Below are 17562 nucleotides of genomic sequence, written 5' to 3'. Positions count from 1 at the left end.
TTAAAACTGGGATGAATATTTTTAAAGAAATGCAGCGGTTAAAAGGGTTAAGGGGTTATTGCGTCCAATGAGTGGTAAAAGGATAAAAAGTAACAAAAAGCAAGAAAATAAATGCTAAAAGCGTAGATTTAAAAGGGGGTTTTTAGGTTTTTATGAAAAAATATGGAGAAATTTGGAAAATTTTTTAAAAAAAATGGATGAGAGTGAATTAGGGGTAGAAATTATGAATTATTCAAAGGTCTCCTAGTAAACAAAACAACAAAGCTTTAAAGGCAAGATGCCTTGGACTGAAAAGAAATAAAACCAGAGTGCAATTCGTTGTCATGAGTCACAACCCAAAAACTGGGATGAATGTATTTACACAAATGCAAAATCTAAAGGGAACGAGCAGGAAAGAGCTAAAAATAGAAAGATAAAGTAAAAAAACAGTTGGTGAAAATAAGTTTTTTTTGGATTTTATGAAAAATACAGGTAATTTTGAAAAAATATGCGTTATGCAAAGGTCTCTACTGGGGTTTATATAATGTTAAAATCTCGCCTTGAATTTTTAAATTAAATACAGGATTGATTTATGAGAAAGCAACTCGCTCTTTCTACCATTATTTTGTTATCAAGTATTGTTAACGCACAAGACCAGGATTATGTTGTTAGCTGTAGTAGTACACCATTACTTTTTCCTAAGCAAGTTCTTGCTAAAGACGCCAAAAATTTAGAGATTAGTGCAGACCATAGTGAAGTTATTGATGGCAATTATTTATTAACAGGTAATGCCTCTATTAATTCAGCCGAATATTACTTGGCAGCAGATAAAATCAACTTGCAAAAAGCCACCAAGACTTCAAAGGCAGATGGCAACATTAAATTCCAAGGCGCTGATATTATGCTAACGGGTGGTAAAGCAACTATAAAGAAACAAGACTCGGGAATACACACCGTGTTTAAGCAAGTTAAATTCCATTATCCAAAAGGCAAATTTAACGGTCAGGCGCAAAAAATTGTTAATGATGGCAAGGTGCAAACCTTTGACTCAGTTTCTTACACTTTGTGTCCAGTTGGCAACACTGATTGGGTGATGAAAGCCTCTAAAATGACGCTCAACCCTAAAGCCAACAAAGGCGTTGCTGAAAATGTAACCGTTGAATTAATGGGTGTGCCAATCTTTTATTATCCACAATATGAGTGGAAATTAAAAGGTAGAAGCTCTGGCTTCTTGGCGCCAACACTTGCTACTTTTGATGATTCAGGCAATGGCAAAAGTGGGTATCAAATTCGTATCCCTTACTACTTTAATATCGCACCTGAGCGTGATTTCTTATTGACACTCAATCATGTTTCCACTCGGGGTGAGGCTGTTGAGGGTAAATATCGCCAACTACTTGACAACGGGCGTATTGAGATTGAGGGTCATTATCTCAACAAAGACAAAATCAGCAAAGAAGAGCGTTGGTATGCTAACTCAAAATTAGACTTATCTTTGAACGACAAAACTGAATTAAATGTCATTAGTAAGCGTGTATCAGATAAACAATATTTTAAAGAAGTTTCACATAATAATACTGGGGAAACATCATTAATCTCTTCTGTTAATTTAGCTTATAAAAATAAAGAACAAAATCTTAAGGCTTCAATATTTGCTGAAAGTGAGCAGTTAGTTGGTGATAATAACGACGCAGAGTACAGGCGTGCACCTGAAATTTCTATCAATAAAAAAGTAGTGGGTTTGAATGGTAGAGAGGTTAATTTCTCTATCATTAGCACCCAATTTAAACACAAGACCAAAGGTGCCAATGAAACCGGTATTCGTACCCATGCTCAAGCAACATTTGGGCGTGATATTAAGACCAATGCTTATTCACTACAGCCTAAATTTGAAATCTCTAAAACAAAATATGTAATGGATGATAAAACAAAAAAAGACCGTTCCATCTATAGCTTTGGTATTGACTCTAAGTTGTTTTTTGAAAGAGATATTGGTTTATTTGGTAAAGGTGTAACCCAAATATTAACACCAAGATTGGCCTACAACTATACGCCATATAGAAACCAAAGTGCACTACCAAACTTTGATTCTGAAAAAATGAGCAACACTTATGAAAACTTATTCTCTGGCAAAGAATACACAGGTCTTGACAAAATCAGCAAAACTAATGATATTACTCTTGGACTTGAGTCTGATTTTGTTGACCAAAAAACAGGCGAAACTTATTTAGCACTAAAAATCGCTCAAGCATACTATCTAGACAAAAAAGATGGTAAAGATTATTCAAACACTGTTGCTGGTGCTGAGCTTACAATAGGTAAGTTTACTTTTAATAACTCGTTAGAATACGACACACAGATTAGTGAAGTTGCAAAGCGTCACAGCGCATTAAGTTACACATCAAACGCTAGAAAATTCATCACACTAACACAGGGTGACGATGGCGAGCAAAGGTCAGCAGGTTTGTATGGTGCCTACCCAGTCACAAAAAAAATACATGCATTTGCTGGAGTTAACCGCTCGCTAAGTGACTCCATCAACAGCAAAAAAACCATTGGTGTTGCCTATGAGTCTTGTTGCTGGGCAATACGCGTTGCACAACTTAAAGAAATTACATCTGGGAATAAATTCGACAATGTGACGAAATTTGAATTTGTGCTTAAAGGCTTGGCTTCAAGCAGCTCTAATTTGACTTCACACTTAGAAGAAGATATCCCAAACTATTTGGGTAATTTAGAATAATGGAGGCCCTTTAATGAAATACTTACTTACACTTATTTTTGTTTTTTCGCTTAACGCTTTATCTGTATCTAACAGTATTATTGCCATTGTTAACGATAGCGTTATCACTTATGACAGTATTACAGACCAAATCAATAAAGACACTACCAAGACCCAAAAACTGGCACTTATCGATCAACAAATTGACATAGCCTTGCAAAAAGAAAAAATACAAGCGCTAGGCATTAAGCCAAAACCTGAGACTCTTAATGCAATGTTGGAGAATATTGCGAAGCAAAATAATTTAACTTTAGCGCAATTACAGTCTAATGATCAATTTGATGAAATTGTTGAGCGCACCTCTCAAGAGCTTTCTCTTCAAGGTTTAAAAGAAATTATCTTACAACAAAGTGATATCACAATAACACAAGCAGAAATTGATGAAGCGCTCGCCATAAATCCAGCTAGCGAAAGTAGTATTCTTAAACAAATTAAAGTCGCACAAATTGTGCTCAATATTGACGATAAAAAATACCCCTCCCCTCAATTAATTAAAGAATACATCGCAAAAATAAGTGAACAGATTAAAAATAACGCTTCATTTTCCGAGCTTGCTAAACAATATTCTAAAGACCCTGTGACAGAGTCTGTCTGGCTAGAAAAAACCAAGCTCCCTGAGTTGTTTCAACAGCAGCTATTAAATCTTGGATTAGACGAAGCATCTGCGCCTTTTAAAATTGAGCAAGATTGGTTAATTATTAAGATTGCTGCTGAGCGAGAAGTTGATGCACATATATTAAATATTAAGGCACAATTGCTCCAGACTAAACGCAACGCCTTTTTTCAAGCATGGGTAAAGACATTACGCACAAAAAAGCTTTATATAGATATTTTTAAGCATAAGCTTTAATGCCAAAATCCATCGTTATCTTTGGGTTTCATGCAATTCAAGCACAACTAGAGTCCAATCCAGAATGCTTACTTAAAGTCTATACATTGGACAGCCGCAACGACAAGCGCCTCAACACAATAAGCACACAGCTGGATAAATTAAGCATCAATACACAACACGCAACAAAGCAACAGTTAGATAAACTCACCAAAAACCAAACACATCAAGGCGTTGTTGCTGAAATATTACTGCCTACCCTACCAAATCAAGATGGATTAATGCAGCACACCACCAAACTTGAAAAAACCGCTCTAATACTTATTCTAGACTCAATACAAGACCCAAGAAATTTAGGCGCTTGTCTACGTAGTGCAAATGCCGCAGGTGTGGATTGTGTGGTCATTAACAAAGACGGTTCAGCACCCATTAATGCCCTAGTACATAAAACCTCAGCAGGTGCACTTAATCAGCTCAAAATCTTCTCAGTAACCAATCTAGCGCGTACAATTAAAGCACTAAAAGAAGAGGATATTTGGGTGGTAGGTTTAGATAGCTCAACTAAAACATCACTTTATCAAATAGATTTAAGCACACCTAGTGCGATTATCATGGGCTCTGAAGGCTCAGGATTGCGCCCTCTCACTAAGAAATCTTGCGACCAACTGGCAATGATTCCAATGCAAGGTAATGTAGAAAGTTTAAATGTCTCAGTTGCCACAGGCATTGCTTTGTTTGAAGCAAGTAGACAGCGATTAAATTAAGTTCTTCGTATAATTAAGTTCCTAAAAGTGTCTTTTTTTGGTAAAATTATCAGGTTTTTGCAATGAAACAAGGAATACCCAAACAAATTAAACTTTTTAAGTTTGCCTTTAGATCATTAATCTTCTCGCAAACCTACAAAGTAAAAGATCTACCTAGAATTAGAGATTTAGTCAGCAACCAAGATTCAACCGTTGATGTTAAGTTAAGTTTTAATCTTGAATATGGTAGGATTCCTTGCATTAAAGGTGAAATTAAGCTGGATTTGGCACTTACCTGCCAACGATGTTTAGATGAAGTCAAACTTCATTTAGAGCCTAAGTTTCAGCTTGCTTTTGTGCAAAACGAACAACAAGGTGAAGAGCTAGACTCTAGCTTTGAGATGATTCTAAGTACTGAGGATGAATTTTCGACAATTGAATTTATAACGGATGAAGTGTTAATATCTATCCCGATGACGCCAATGCATGGTTATGAATGCGTATCGTATCAAAACACACAACTGATAAATAAACAAAAGCGTGAAAACCCTTTTGCAATATTAGAACAATTAAAAACAACTAAGGAGTAATAAAAATGGCCGTTCAAAAAAGTAGAAAAACCCCTTCAAAGAGAGGCATGCGTCGCTCGCACAATGCATTAACAAGCCCCGCTTTATCTGAAGATCAAGAAACTGGTGAGATTCACTTACGCCACCATATAACTGCTGATGGTTACTACCGTGGTAAGAAAGTTATCAATAAAGTAGAAGATATTCCAGAAGTAGAAGCTTAAAAGACTTAATCAGGATTCTTGATTTATTATGACAATCAAGGTGTCAATTGATGCATCGGGAGGGGATCATGGGATACCCACAACTGTTGCAGCAGGCATCAAAGCCTTGAATGTGTTTCCAGATTTGCAGTTAGTTTTTGTCGGCGATAAATCTAGTATTCAAACAGAGCTTAACAAACACCCTTCTAGTCAAAAACTCAGCAATCGTTTTAATGTTACGCACGCTAGTGAGGTTATCACTATGGATGAATCACCTTCAAATGCGTTACGCAAAAAGAAGGATGCCTCTATGCGTGTTGCTATTAATTTAGTCAAAGATAACACTGTTGATGCTTGCGTTAGTGCTGGCAATACAGGTGCATTAATGGCAATTTCTCGCTTTGTACTTAAAACCATAAGTGGCATTAGTCGCCCTGCGATTATGGGTCGTATGCCAACAATGAGTGGGCACACACATATGCTTGACCTAGGTGCAAATATTAATTCTGGACCTAAATCCCTGGTTGAATTTGCCATTATGGGCTCTATTGCTGTTAAATATACTGAAAATATTAATTCACCAACAGTTGGCTTGCTAAATGTTGGTGAAGAAGAAATGAAAGGCAACGATAATATCAAGAAAACTTCCGAGCTATTAAAAGCCTCAAATCTTAATTATATTGGCTTTATTGAAGGTGATGATATTTATAAAGGCAACATTGATTTGGTGGTTTGCGATGGCTTTGAAGGTAATATTGCACTCAAAGCTAGCGAAGGCGTAGCATCAATGATGGGGCATTATCTTAAGCAGGCCTTTACCAAGAACATCTTTACCAAAATAATCGCACTCATTGCCAAGCCTGTTTTAAAAGACTTTAAAGCCAGCCTTAATCCTGGACAATATAACGGCGCTAGCCTATTGGGGCTACGCGGTATTGTGATTAAAAGTCACGGTGGTGCTGATGTTGATTCATTTTTTCAAGCAATAAAAGAAGCCTATCTTGAAGCTCAAGTGAAAATTACTGAGAAAATAGCAACACAAGTGTCCTTAGAATTAGAAAAAAACAGTGAATAAATTTGCCAGAATTATTGGCACAGGCTCTTATTTACCGCCAAAGATTGTCACTAACGACGACTTATCTAAAACGATTGATACCTCTGATGAATGGATTACCTCACGCACAGGCATCAAAGAAAGGCGCATTGTTACCAATGAATCAACCTGTGATTTGGCTGTCATTGCAGCTAATAATGCATTAGAAATGTCAGGTATTAATGCCGCCGAACTGGATTTAATCATTTTAGCCACCACCACCCCTGACAAGATTTTCCCAGCAACAGCTACTATGTTACAAAAAGCAATTGGTGCCAACTGTCCTGCTTTTGATTTGCAATCGGTTTGTGCAGGCTTTGTTTTTGCCCTAACAACAGCCGAGCAATACATTAAAACAGGTGCGGCTAACAAAGTATTGGTGGTTGGTAGTGAAACGCTATCTCGTATTGTTGACTGGAAAGACCGTTCTACCGCTATTTTATTTGGTGATGGCGCTGGTGCTGTTGTTCTAGAGGGTAGCGAAGAAACGGGCATTCTACATTCAAAACTATTTAGTGATGGCAATTACCTATCTTCTTTACAAGTTAGCAACAATACCATCAACGAAACAGGCTTTATTGAAATGGCAGGCAATGAAGTTTTTAAGATTGCCGTTAACCGTCTGTCTTCTTTAGCAGAAGACACACTAAAAGCCTGTGATATGGACTCTGACGAACTTGATTGGATGGTGCCACACCAAGCTAATATTCGCATTATTTCAGCCGTTGCTAAGCGCATTAAAATGCCAATGGATAAAGTTGTGGTTACCCTAGACAAACACGGCAATACTTCTGCCGCCTCAATTCCTTTGGCGCTTGACACAGCGGTGCGTGATGGTCGTATCCAAAAAGGACAAAGTCTATTATTCGAAGGTATTGGTGGTGGTTTTAGCTGGGGCAGTGTTCTCGTTAAATTTTAGGATTGAATCTAAAATTTTCTACCTTGTAATCTCAAAGTCAGCCCTCGTAATTGTGTTGTATCCACACTAAGTACATCCAAATCATTGAATGCTTGTTGATACAAACGCTCAAACTCAGATTTTGAGCGCTCTAAACCCAATAAGGCTGGATAAGTCGGCTTGTTTTTATCAGCATCAGAATTCTGTTTTTTACCTAATATTTCTTCAGGGGTAAGCACATCCAACACATCGTCTTGAATTTGATACGCCAAACCAATATTTTTAGCAAAACGCTCTAGTGCGAGTATATCTTGCTCATTGCAAGACTCAGACACCAAAGCGCCAAGTTTGACTGCACAACCTAGTAAAGCACCTGTTTTTTTCTGATGCACATCTCTCAAAGTATCAACATCAATTATCTTTGAAGCCACACCTAAATCAATAGATTGCCCTTGCGCCATCTCAAAAGAAGCATGAGTAAGCGCTTGCAGGGTGTTAATTCGTGTTTGTGCTGACAACTGTGTATCGCTCGCCAACACCTCAAAAGCTAAGGCTTGCAAGCCATCACCCGCCAAAATAGCCTGTGCTTCGCCAAATTGCTTATGGCAAGCAGGTTGATTGTGACGGATATCGTCATCATCCATGGCTGGCAAGTCATCATGAATTAAAGAATAAGCATGGATCAGCTCTACTGCACAAGCGCACCCATCAGCCAAGTCAAGATTAGCATCAAAAGTCTGTGCTACTGTATAAGTTAAAGTCGCTCGAAAGCGCTTGCCACCTGACAAAACACTATAACGCATTGCCTCAGTTAAACTACCCTGATTGGATAAAACTTTGTCTAAGTGTTGATTAACACGCTTAGCATGGTTCATAAAGCTATTGCTCAAGTGGCTGCTGGGATTGATAGCCATCATCAGCACTCAATAGTGCAATTTTTTGCTCCGCTTTGCTTAATGCTGCCTGACATTGGCGTGTTAATGCTACGCCTTTTTCAAAATATTTTAAAGAATCTTCTAAACTCAAATCGCCTGACTCCATCGTTTTAACAATATCTTCAAGTTTACTTAAGCCTTTATTAAAATCAAATTTTGTTGTCATTATCTTTCTCCGCCACCACCGGCTTTATTTAACGCTTTATCCATTAACCAAGTTGGCAATAGTCTAATCAGAACCGCAAACAATTTTGTTGGAAATGTTACACGGTAATGAATTTTTGCTTGTTTTGCACTGAGTGCGTGTAGACAACATTTTAACACCGCTTCTGCACCTAAAGTGAAATCTGCTAATTCTTTTGATTGCAAGCGCACAATCATCTTCTGATAATTTGCTCGATAATCACTATTTTCAATCTCTATATGTTTACTAAAAGCCTTGTAAGCATTCGCTCTAAATTTAGATTCAATCGGCCCAGGCTGAATTAAAGACAGTTGTACCTGCGTCTTTGATAATTCTAAGCGTAAAGTATTCGCCAAACCTTCAATGGCAAATTTAGAGGCATTATAAGCCCCGCGAAATGGCATTGCCACAAAGCCCAATACCGAACTGAGGTAAATAATGCGCCCTTTGTTGTATTGCTTCATTTTTGGTAATACCAAATTGGTCAATTCATGCCAACCAAAAACATTGGTTTGAAATTGGGCTTCTAGGACTTGACGAGAAATATCTTCCAACGCCCCTACTTGCCCATAAGCACCATTATGAATTAAACCATACAATGTATTTGTCTTCTTAAAAACAGCATCAATTGCCATATTAATGGACTTAGATGAGGACAAATCTAAGTGTAGCGCTTCAAAACCTTGAGCTTTAAGCATTTCAACATCTTTTTCTTGTCTGGCGCTAGCAAATACCCGGTAGCCTGCCTGCTTTAAGCCTTGTGCCACGCACAAACCGATACCACAGGAGCAGCCTGTGATTAAAACAGATTTCATAGGAGGGCTTTGCATATTTGCATAATTATGAGTGAATATAAAAAAGTGATGGCTTTTAAAAAGTTTCTAAATTGACACAAGGTGGTGTTTTTATTGACAGCATACAACCCTTTGGGAGGCATGATCATTCATGACTGTCTAAAGGCTCTTCTTGTGCCTTCGTCCAAAAATCAGCAACTTCTTTGAGCTCTGGATTGATACTCTTACTACGCAATACCAAAAAATCATAACCCATTCTAAATCGTGGATGCCCTAATAAAAACTGTACTTTTTTTGGGTGCATCTTTTCCAATTTCGACTGCATCATCCAAATGTCTCTAATTCTAGCTGTTAAATATTTTGGTAGTGATACTTGTTTAATTTGCTGGATAATCGTCTCATCGCAAGCTTGCATCATTGCCAAATTAAAAGAGTGTTGTTTCTTCTTAATACGAGTAAAGCGATTATTTTGTGCCTGCCATAAAAATACAGCAAATAAAAAAGCGGGTGTGACTGGCTTGTTCTGTTTAATGCGCTGAGAAGTATTGATACATGCCTTTTTAATGAAAGCATCCTTGTGTGTTTGCTTAAATAAATGTTTTAATAACCCATAATGCTCTAATTGCTCATATACTTGAAACGAGTATTCATTTTGAAACAATTTAATACACTCTTCGTACAGGCGTGCTGGCGAAATATTGCTAAGTAATGACGCCTGTTCCATTATGCAATCTTGAATCTCATGACTGAGTTCTGCATTTAACTTTTCACTAAAACGAACAGCACGAATCATGCGCACAGGGTCTTCTTTAAAACGCGATTTAGCCTCACCAATCATATGGATTTCACTCGCTTCAATATCTTTTAAGCCACCAACATAGTCAATGACTTCTTGCTTGTGTACATCGTAATATAGGGCGTTGATATTAAAATCCCTACGCACTACATCATTTTCTAATTTTCCGTAACGATTATCGCGCATAATAACACCATTTTTAGCAGTTTGCACTTTACCAGAACGAAAAGTAGCAACTTCAATAAAATCACGCGCACCAAACATTACATGCACTAAGCGAAAACGCCGTCCAATCACGCGTGAACGCTTAAACAGCTTGTGTACTTGCTCAGGCTTGGCATTGGTTGCCACATCGAAATCTTTGGGCTCTAAACCCAGTAGTAAATCTCTGACGCAACCACCGACCAAGTAAACTTCAAAACCTGCCTTGTGAATAGTGTTAACCACTCTAAGTGCATTTTTATCCAAGAATTTTTTTGGGAATTGAATCGACTGACGAATAGGCTCTACCTTAGAGCCTCTCATAGCTTGCGAGACTTTTTTAAATATGTTTGAGATCAACACTAGGTTTGGGCTGCCAGCCTGATTGTTGGTGCTCAGCAATGACGGTTGTATAAACACCGCCACGCACATTAAAAATCGCTTTAAGACGCATAAAGCGAGGATTGGTTGCTGCCACTAAGTCTTCTAAAATTTGATTGGTTACCGCCTCATGGAAAGCACCTTCATCACGAAATGACCAAACATACATTTTCAAAGATTTCAACTCAACACAATCCTTATTCGCAATATATTCTAAGTGTAGCGTGGCAAAATCAGGCTGCCCTGTCTTTGGACAAAGACAAGTGAACTCTGGTAGTTCAATTTGAATAACATAATCGCGCGCCCTATTTGGATTGTCAAAAACTTCCAAGGTTTTGCTTGCTTGAGATGACATCGAATAAATTCCTTTTAAAATAAAAATGTGAGGTTATTTTACCTTCTCTAATAACAAATTCGTTATCATCGTTAATTTTTCGTGTCGATAAATATACAATAGAAAAATAAAACCAAACATCAGTAAATGCACCCACCACAAGCCCACAAGTGCAGAAATTTCCCCACTCTCTAAAGATGAGCGTGCCATAAGCAAAGCGTTGTTATAGATGATAAAAGCCGCTACACCAAATAGTACACCCAAGTTTTTTCCACCTCTATGAGAAGTTTTTCCTAGTAAAACACCTAAAAAAGACAAAATAAAGATACTGAGTGGTTGTGATAAGCGCCACTGAAATTCAGCAACATCCTTAGGGTTATCAGAATAAAGCAAATCAATCATGCCTTGCGATTCTTCTTTGGTAGAGCCTCCATCAGAGCGAACCTCGCCATCAATAATTTGCAAATCATACGAATCAAAATTCAAGATTTTTTTATTAGCCTCACTTGGAAAACCATGATAACGCATACCATCCTGTAAGCGCAAATAAGTACTATGGGTTTTGGGGTTTGTATATTTTTGCGCTTGTTTAGCCAAGGTAATAATTGGCTCACCATCGTCTAATGTATAAACAAACACTTCCTCCATCTGTTGTTGTGCATTACCATCAGCACCTTTCACCTTGGATGTGTAAAAAACAATCTCACCATTTTTAAATTCTTGAAATTCTCTTTGTTTGATAAATGCAAATTCTGAGGCGTTATTGTTACGCTCTATAATGATATTTTTTTGCGTTTTAGTCCAAGGCACTACCAATGTTGTTAAAAGCAAAATAAAAAGTGAAACAGGCAAAACAACAGGTTGCATAAACACCATAAAATGTTTGTCACCTAAGCCAAGTGAGTTCATGACAACGGCTTCTGAGTTTTTGTAGAATTTACTAACTGTTAAGATAATCGCTAAAAACAACGATAAAGATAAGATTAAAGGGATATCTCTTATCATATTAAAGCTAATCAATGGCAACAAATCTGTTGTAGGGATGCCGTACTTTATACTTTCCTTAATCATTAATACCACCTGATTGCCAAATACCACTAGGCTAATAATCAGAAAAACAGCACCTGTCAACACCCATGCATTACGCATTAAGTATTTCGCTAAAATGGTGTTGATTAAATAATAGGCTTGTTTAAAATCATTGGATAGCTTCATGCCTCTAAAAATAAATGTGTTTTTATTTTTTCTGTGACATAGATGAGAAAAATTCATCATTGGTTTTGCTTAGTTTTAAACGGTCAATTAAAAACTCTGCTGCTTCCACTGTGTCCATTGGGTGTAAAATTTTGCGTAGAATCCACATCTTTTGTAACTCTTTTTCGTCAACAATCAACTCTTCACGACGCGTACCAGAAGCATTAATATTAATGGCTGGGAAAATGCGTTTTTCACTCAAACGACGCTCTAAGTGTAATTCCATATTACCTGTGCCCTTAAATTCTTGATAAATGACTTCGTCCATTTTTGAACCAGTGTCAATCAAAGCAGTAGCAATAATAGTAATACTACCACCATTTTCAATGTTTCTCGCTGCACCAAAGAAACGCTTTGGTCGTTGTAAGGCATTAGCATCAACGCCACCTGTTAGTACTTTGCCTGAAGATGGTGCAACGGTATTGTAAGCACGCGCTAATCTGGTGATTGAGTCTAATAAAATTACCACATCTTTACCCTGCTCTGCACGACGCTTGGCTTTCTCAATAACGATTTCAGCCACTTGTACATGGCGCTTGGCTGATTCATCAAAAGTTGAAGCGACCACTTCACCACGCACTGTGCGCTCCATCTCTGTTACTTCCTCAGGACGCTCATCAATCAATAGCACAATCAATTCGCACTCTGGGTGATTAAGAGAAATAGAAGATGCAATATTTTGCATAATCATTGTTTTTCCTGCCTTAGGTGGCGCAACTAACAAACCCCTTTGCCCTTTACCAAAAGGCGCAACAAGGTCAATCACTCTGGCGGTAATATCTTCAGTACCACCATTGCCAATCTCTAATCCAATACGCTCATTTGGATGCAATGGTATCAATGAAGCGAAAGAAACTCTATTTCTAACATTATCTGGATCCTCACCATTCACCTCAAAAACTTTCACCAAAGCAAAATACTTCTCGCCTTTTTTAGGTGCACGAATCTTGCCGGTAACAACATCGCCTGTTGATAAATTAAAACGACGGATTTGATTGGGTGAAACATAAATATCGTCTGGACCAGAAACATAAGAATCATCTGCTGAGCGTAAAAAACCATAGCCCTCTTGCAATATATCTAATACACCATCACCCAATACCTCTTCATCGTTATCTGCTTTGTATTTGAGAATTGAGAAAATAAGGGCTTGTTTTTTGGCGCGAGCAATGTTTTCGATACCAAGAGATTGTGCCAATTCTAATAATTCGGTAGCCGATGAGCGTTTTAGTTCAGATAATTTCATGTTTTTAGGGGGTTATAGAAAGATAAAGTTGCTCAGAGCAACCAGAGTGGGTCAATTAAAGTTAAAAAAGTTAGTTTGTAAAAAATGTTTAAGGGTTTTCAATCAGCAGAACAACAGGTTTTGTTAAATTAAGTTTTAAAAAAAATTTGAAATTAATGGAAGTTAGTGTTTTTCTAAATATTTGAATCAATGAATGCACTTAATTCTGCTTTCGACAAAGCGCCCATCTTAGTTGCCACAACCTCGCCATCCTTAAATACCAACATTGTTGGAATGCCACGAACGCCGTACTTCTGTGGTGATTGCTCGTTTTCATCAATATTTATTTTAGCAATAGTAGCCTTACCATCGTATTCACTAGCGATTTCATCAAGCACTGGCGCTAACGCCTTACAAGGACCACACCAAGGTGCCCAGAAATCTACCAAAACTGCTTGCGATGAATTAACGACATCTGATTCAAAAGAATCATCTGTTACTATTTTGATTTTATCACTCATATATTGTTGTATTGTTACGGGAAGTATTTGTCGCTGGAAAAAACTAAAATCTAGGTGAATTATATCGTCTATTTAGTGTTTAACAACATTATTTTATAAATTTTCTTGTAAATACTGTCTTAATTGCTTCTGCTGCGCCTTACTTAAAGGTTTGTTGTCAGCATTACTGACAAAAAAAACATCTTCTACACGCTCACCCATAGTTGAAATTCGTGCATTCACTAAATAAATATCCAACTGGTAAAAAATATGCGCAATATTTGACAACACCCCTTGTTTGTCAATCGTACTAACCTCAAGCTGGGTAAGATTCCATTTTTCATTATGCGAAAATGCAATGTGTATGGTATGGTCAAAATGCCTGTGCGCATATTTATCACTCACTTCTCTCACAGTAGCAGGTGCTTGTAACAGCTTATTTTCTATAATTTGGCTAATATCAATTAGCTCTAATTTTTCATCTTGCAAAACACTAATTGTATTGTAAGCCTTGTTATCCTTACTGGTTAAGATCTTCGCATCAACGATGTCCAAGCCCAATTTCTCAATAACACCTACCAGTTTAAAGAACAGTCCTTTGGTATCATCGCCATACACAAAAATATCCACTACACTAGACTCTGATAGGCGTTGTGCAATTCTGATTGTTTTATCGCTTTTTTTGCTGAGCAATTGTAAATGCCACAAAATATCTTCAATCTGATAGTGCAAAAAATAATCTTTTGGCAAAGTGGAAAGTATTTTGTCCATTTGCACAACATCAAGCCCATACTGTTCTATCGCCCCTGCTAGTGCTTCTTTAACCGTCTTAATTTTCTTATCAAGACTAGGAGGTTCAACATGGTTTTGTAGTTGCTCTTTAGTTTTATAAAATAGTTTTTTCAACAATGAATCTTTCCATTCGTTCCACAAATTCTCTTTTGTGGCACGAATATCAGCAACAGTTAACAAGTACAAAAACTCTAAAAAATGCACAGATTTCACAGTTTTGGCAAATTGGTTAATCACATTAAGGTCTTCAAGGTCTTGTTTTTGTGAGATTTGTGACATTAATAAATGCTGTTCTACCAAGCCTGACACCAAGGAGATATCATTGATTTTAAATTTGTGATATCTTAAAAACTCACGCACGATTTCTGCACCTAGAATTGCATGGTCGCCACCCTGCCCTTTGGCAATATCATGGAACAGTCCTGCTAATAATAGCAACTCAGGCTTGGCAATATTTTGTGCAATTTCACTGCAAAGTCCAAACTCTTTGGAAAAATCACTAACAAAAAAACGCCTAAGATTTCGAATCACAAATAAAGTATGCTGGTCCACCGTATAAGCATGAAACAAATCATATTGCATTAACCCTGTTATCTTACCAAAAGCAGGTATATAACGCTCTAACACACCATAACGATTCATTAATTTAAGTGCTTTGTTAACCCCTTGTTTTTGTTGCAATAATTCAATAAATAGGCGGTTGTTTTGACGATTTTTGTAATAATTCTTATCACACAATTCAAGGTTTTTTTGCATCTGTCTGAGTGTTTCTGCACTGATGCCACGCACATAATTATGTTTAGCAACCAATAAGAAAATCTCAATAAATGCTGAGGGTTGCTTGGTAAAAACAGTATCATTGGTCATGCAAATATACCCATGGCTAATGATAAAACGCGTATTCAAATTTTGTACATGCAATACACTTTGCTCAAATAACTGTAATAAAATATCATTCAAACGCGCCACCTTGGTTGCGCTTTGATAGTAATCACGCATAAACTGCTCAACTGCAATACGCTCACCATTCTGATATCCTAACACGCTAGCTATTTCTCGCTGATACTGAAAGGCTACTCTGTCTTCTCGACGCTTGGCAACAATATGCAAGGCAAAACGCACTTTCCATAAAAATGATTGAGATTGCACCAATAAATCATATTCATTCTGAGTTAAAAAGCCTTTATCCACTAAATCAGAGAAAAGATTAACATCAAAATACCACTTTGCCACCCATGCCACGGTTTGAATATCACGCAACCCACCAGGGCTTTCCTTTAGATTTGGCTCTAGGTTATAGGCGGTATTCGAATAATTTAAATGGCGATTGTGTTGTTCTTTTCGCTTACCAACGAAAAATGATTGAGAAGACCAATCACTCATCTTAAGCATTAATTTCATTTCTAAAAATAAAGATGCTTGACCCAGAAGGCGCCTAGACTCTAACAAATTCGTCGCCACACTCAAATCACCAATATTTGCCATACAATCTGCTATATCTCGTGTTGCGTGCCCTACTTCTAACCCCACATCCCATAAAAAAGTCAGAAACTTAGACAGACTTTGTTGATGTCTATCGTGAGTGCTATCAGGGATTAAAATTAGTAAGTCAATGTCAGAATGCAGGTGTAATTCACGACGACCATAGCCACCTACAGCAACCAAACACAAAGCTTCGTTAATCTCAAAACCTTGCCAAATATCATTAAGTAAAGCGTCTATTTCATCACTACGCTTTTGTACTAAATCAGCCACCAAGTCAGGGTTTTTTAGAAAATCTTCTGCTAATGATGCTTGTAAAACCTTGTATCTATTTCTAAAAGTTTTTAATTGCATGTTACTTATGCGTTAGCACTTTCTTTAGTGTTGGAAACGCAGATTTACTGGCTTCGGTCAAGTGATTGGTAATAAGACGCTTAATCGGTGGGAAATGCTCAGCAAAATTTAACACAAACCTTCTAATTTGCTTGGCCATTGGTGAATCATTGGTGAATAGTGCCACAACACCATTGGTGCCGAAAAACATCACTTTACTTAAATGAATTTGTTTGTTTTCAAAACGCTTAAGTAAAGATTGGGCGCCAATATCCTGCCCATGCATTAAGGCTTCTTTCACCAAAGTTGCCAAAATATTTTGCCCTCTGAGACCTAAGTTAAAACCATGTGCTGTCACTGGATGCATACCTACCGCCGCATCACCAACGAGTGCAAAACGCTTGGCAATAAAAGTCTTTGCATGCACGCCAACCAAGGGGTAAGAATGACGCTCTCCGACTTGCATCATTTGCCCTAATTCATTTCTGAAATCTTGAGTCATTTTAGCGTTAAAGTCTTCTTCGCTCAATGCCAACATCGCTTTAGAATTTTGCGTCTCTAGCGTTAATACCACAGAAGACTCATTACCTACCATAGGTAATAACGCTAAAGTTTGTCCATAGTCAAAGCACTCTAAGGCAATATTGTTGTGGGATTTTTCATGCTTCATTGTGGTAACAATCATTACCTTAGAAAAATCTTTCATCGTTGACGGGATACCGACCTTGCGGCGAATATTAGAAAAACGACTGTCAGCAGCAATCACTAATTTAGCAACAATCGTCTTACCATCGGCAAACAACACATCTGAGTGTGACTCGTGACTAGCCACATCCTCTACTAGAGCATCGGTCATTACAGTAATATTTTCAGCTTGTTGTACGCGGCGATAAAGTGCTTGTCGTAGTTGATAATTTGGCACTAAATAACCCAGCGCTTCAATGCCTGAGGTCTCAGATCTAAAGTTTAATAATGACGCTGAATCACCGTCAAATACCTTTGCCTCTTTTAGTAAAGACACTTCTTTTTGCTCAACCAAATCCCAAACTCCTAACTTTTTCAAAATCCCTAAAGATAAATGCGTTAGTGCAATCTCTCTGCCATCAGGCTTAGGCTTAGAAATTGCATCTATATTGGCCTTCTCTACCACCAATATTTGGGCATTAGTATCTATCATCGAGCATGCAAAGCTCAGTCCCGCAGGTCCGCCACCAATAATAACAATATCATAGTTAGTTTGCATTTTTAGTTTTAA

The 17562-nt window shown here is 37.5% G+C and carries 17 protein-coding genes; 7 read left to right on the top strand and 10 right to left on the bottom strand.

The genetic code is table 11. The features are described 5' to 3' along the window. Positions 1-571 precede the first annotated feature (571 nt). The 7 genes from BAZSYMA_RS02835 to BAZSYMA_RS02805 all read left to right on the top strand — a co-directional run bounded on the left by BAZSYMA_RS02835 (position 572) and on the right by BAZSYMA_RS02805 (position 7117). Positions 572-2722, top strand: a complete 2151-nt coding sequence (locus BAZSYMA_RS02835) for an LPS-assembly protein LptD (protein WP_090715429.1) — start codon at positions 572-574, stop codon at positions 2720-2722. A gap of 13 nt (positions 2723-2735) precedes the next feature. Further along, a complete protein-coding gene (locus BAZSYMA_RS02830) occupies positions 2736-3611 on the top strand; it encodes a peptidylprolyl isomerase (protein WP_090715427.1) in 876 nt (291 codons plus the stop codon). Next, complete coding sequence (gene rlmB / locus BAZSYMA_RS02825; RefSeq protein ID WP_090715425.1) at positions 3611-4354, top strand: 23S rRNA (guanosine(2251)-2'-O)-methyltransferase RlmB; 744 nt, start codon at positions 3611-3613, stop codon at positions 4352-4354. Before BAZSYMA_RS02830 ends, rlmB begins: the two co-directional genes overlap by 1 nt. A gap of 62 nt (positions 4355-4416) precedes the next feature. Further along, positions 4417-4923, top strand: a complete 507-nt coding sequence (locus tag BAZSYMA_RS02820; RefSeq protein WP_090715422.1) for a YceD family protein — start codon at positions 4417-4419, stop codon at positions 4921-4923. 5 nt (positions 4924-4928) lie between these two features. Next, positions 4929-5126: a 50S ribosomal protein L32 gene (gene rpmF, locus BAZSYMA_RS02815; RefSeq protein ID WP_090715420.1), complete on the top strand. Its 198-nt coding sequence runs from the start codon at positions 4929-4931 to the stop codon at positions 5124-5126. Positions 5127-5154: 28 nt separating this feature from the next. Then, positions 5155-6180, top strand: coding sequence for a phosphate acyltransferase PlsX (plsX, locus tag BAZSYMA_RS02810; RefSeq protein ID WP_090715418.1), 1026 nt, complete (start codon positions 5155-5157; stop codon positions 6178-6180). After that, positions 6173-7117: a beta-ketoacyl-ACP synthase III gene (locus tag BAZSYMA_RS02805; protein ID WP_090715417.1), complete on the top strand. Its 945-nt coding sequence runs from the start codon at positions 6173-6175 to the stop codon at positions 7115-7117. The genes plsX and BAZSYMA_RS02805 overlap by 8 nt, the downstream gene beginning before the upstream one ends. Before the next feature lie 8 nt (positions 7118-7125). Here BAZSYMA_RS02805 and BAZSYMA_RS02800 read toward each other — a convergent pair whose 3' ends face one another. From BAZSYMA_RS02800 to ubiM, 10 genes are all read right to left on the bottom strand, one after another. After that, entirely contained in the window at positions 7126-7971 is an 846-nt protein-coding gene (locus BAZSYMA_RS02800; protein ID WP_090715414.1) for a polyprenyl synthetase family protein, read from the bottom strand. A 4-nt stretch (positions 7972-7975) separates the two neighbouring features. Continuing rightward, positions 7976-8197, bottom strand: coding sequence for an exodeoxyribonuclease VII small subunit (locus tag BAZSYMA_RS02795; protein WP_090715412.1), 222 nt, complete (start codon positions 8195-8197; stop codon positions 7976-7978). Next, positions 8197-9030 (bottom strand): SDR family NAD(P)-dependent oxidoreductase, encoded by an 834-nt coding sequence (locus BAZSYMA_RS02790; protein ID WP_090715410.1) that lies wholly within the window; start codon positions 9028-9030, stop codon positions 8197-8199. Before BAZSYMA_RS02790 ends, BAZSYMA_RS02795 begins: the two co-directional genes overlap by 1 nt. Positions 9031-9154: 124 nt before the next feature. Next, positions 9155-10330 carry a polynucleotide adenylyltransferase PcnB gene (gene pcnB / locus BAZSYMA_RS02785; RefSeq protein ID WP_090715437.1) on the bottom strand — a complete coding sequence of 392 codons (1176 nt, stop codon included), beginning with the start codon at positions 10328-10330 and terminating at the stop codon, positions 9155-9157. A gap of 16 nt (positions 10331-10346) precedes the next feature. Continuing rightward, complete coding sequence (gene queF / locus BAZSYMA_RS02780; RefSeq protein ID WP_090715407.1) at positions 10347-10742, bottom strand: preQ(1) synthase; 396 nt, start codon at positions 10740-10742, stop codon at positions 10347-10349. 33 nt (positions 10743-10775) lie between these two features. After that, entirely contained in the window at positions 10776-11936 is a 1161-nt protein-coding gene (gene lptF / locus BAZSYMA_RS02775; RefSeq protein ID WP_090715435.1) for an LPS export ABC transporter permease LptF, read from the bottom strand. A gap of 22 nt (positions 11937-11958) precedes the next feature. Next, entirely contained in the window at positions 11959-13221 is a 1263-nt protein-coding gene (rho, locus tag BAZSYMA_RS02770) for a transcription termination factor Rho (RefSeq protein ID WP_090715403.1), read from the bottom strand. Positions 13222-13394: 173 nt separating this feature from the next. Continuing rightward, complete coding sequence (gene trxA, locus BAZSYMA_RS02765) at positions 13395-13721, bottom strand: thioredoxin TrxA (RefSeq protein ID WP_090715400.1); 327 nt, start codon at positions 13719-13721, stop codon at positions 13395-13397. A gap of 93 nt (positions 13722-13814) precedes the next feature. Then, complete coding sequence (gene glnD / locus BAZSYMA_RS02760; protein WP_090715398.1) at positions 13815-16328, bottom strand: [protein-PII] uridylyltransferase; 2514 nt, start codon at positions 16326-16328, stop codon at positions 13815-13817. A gap of 1 nt (position 16329) precedes the next feature. Then, positions 16330-17550 carry a 5-demethoxyubiquinol-8 5-hydroxylase UbiM gene (gene ubiM, locus BAZSYMA_RS02755; RefSeq protein WP_090715431.1) on the bottom strand — a complete coding sequence of 407 codons (1221 nt, stop codon included), beginning with the start codon at positions 17548-17550 and terminating at the stop codon, positions 16330-16332. Between the last annotated feature and the right edge of the window lie 12 nt (positions 17551-17562).

Source organism: Bathymodiolus azoricus thioautotrophic gill symbiont (genome assembly GCF_001298715.1).
Classification (GTDB): domain Bacteria; phylum Pseudomonadota; class Gammaproteobacteria; order PS1; family Pseudothioglobaceae; genus Thiodubiliella.
Note: the sequence above shows the minus strand (reverse complement) of the source record. Positions and strands in the feature narration are given on the sequence as shown.

Coding starts and splice junctions, on each gene's coding strand:
- BAZSYMA_RS02835 (WP_090715429.1), top strand. CDS start 572: ATGAGAAAGCAACTCGCTCTTTCTACCATTATTTTGTTATCAAGTATT.
- BAZSYMA_RS02830 (WP_090715427.1), top strand. CDS start 2,736: ATGAAATACTTACTTACACTTATTTTTGTTTTTTCGCTTAACGCTTTA.
- rlmB (WP_090715425.1), top strand. CDS start 3,611: ATGCCAAAATCCATCGTTATCTTTGGGTTTCATGCAATTCAAGCACAA.
- BAZSYMA_RS02820 (WP_090715422.1), top strand. CDS start 4,417: ATGAAACAAGGAATACCCAAACAAATTAAACTTTTTAAGTTTGCCTTT.
- rpmF (WP_090715420.1), top strand. CDS start 4,929: ATGGCCGTTCAAAAAAGTAGAAAAACCCCTTCAAAGAGAGGCATGCGT.
- plsX (WP_090715418.1), top strand. CDS start 5,155: ATGACAATCAAGGTGTCAATTGATGCATCGGGAGGGGATCATGGGATA.
- BAZSYMA_RS02800 (WP_090715414.1), bottom strand. CDS start 7,971: ATGAACCATGCTAAGCGTGTTAATCAACACTTAGACAAAGTTTTATCC.
- BAZSYMA_RS02795 (WP_090715412.1), bottom strand. CDS start 8,197: ATGACAACAAAATTTGATTTTAATAAAGGCTTAAGTAAACTTGAAGAT.
- BAZSYMA_RS02790 (WP_090715410.1), bottom strand. CDS start 9,030: ATGAAATCTGTTTTAATCACAGGCTGCTCCTGTGGTATCGGTTTGTGC.
- pcnB (WP_090715437.1), bottom strand. CDS start 10,330: ATGAGAGGCTCTAAGGTAGAGCCTATTCGTCAGTCGATTCAATTCCCA.
- queF (WP_090715407.1), bottom strand. CDS start 10,742: ATGTCATCTCAAGCAAGCAAAACCTTGGAAGTTTTTGACAATCCAAAT.
- lptF (WP_090715435.1), bottom strand. CDS start 11,936: ATGAAGCTATCCAATGATTTTAAACAAGCCTATTATTTAATCAACACC.
- rho (WP_090715403.1), bottom strand. CDS start 13,221: ATGAAATTATCTGAACTAAAACGCTCATCGGCTACCGAATTATTAGAA.
- trxA (WP_090715400.1), bottom strand. CDS start 13,721: ATGAGTGATAAAATCAAAATAGTAACAGATGATTCTTTTGAATCAGAT.
- glnD (WP_090715398.1), bottom strand. CDS start 16,328: ATGCAATTAAAAACTTTTAGAAATAGATACAAGGTTTTACAAGCATCA.
- ubiM (WP_090715431.1), bottom strand. CDS start 17,550: ATGCAAACTAACTATGATATTGTTATTATTGGTGGCGGACCTGCGGGA.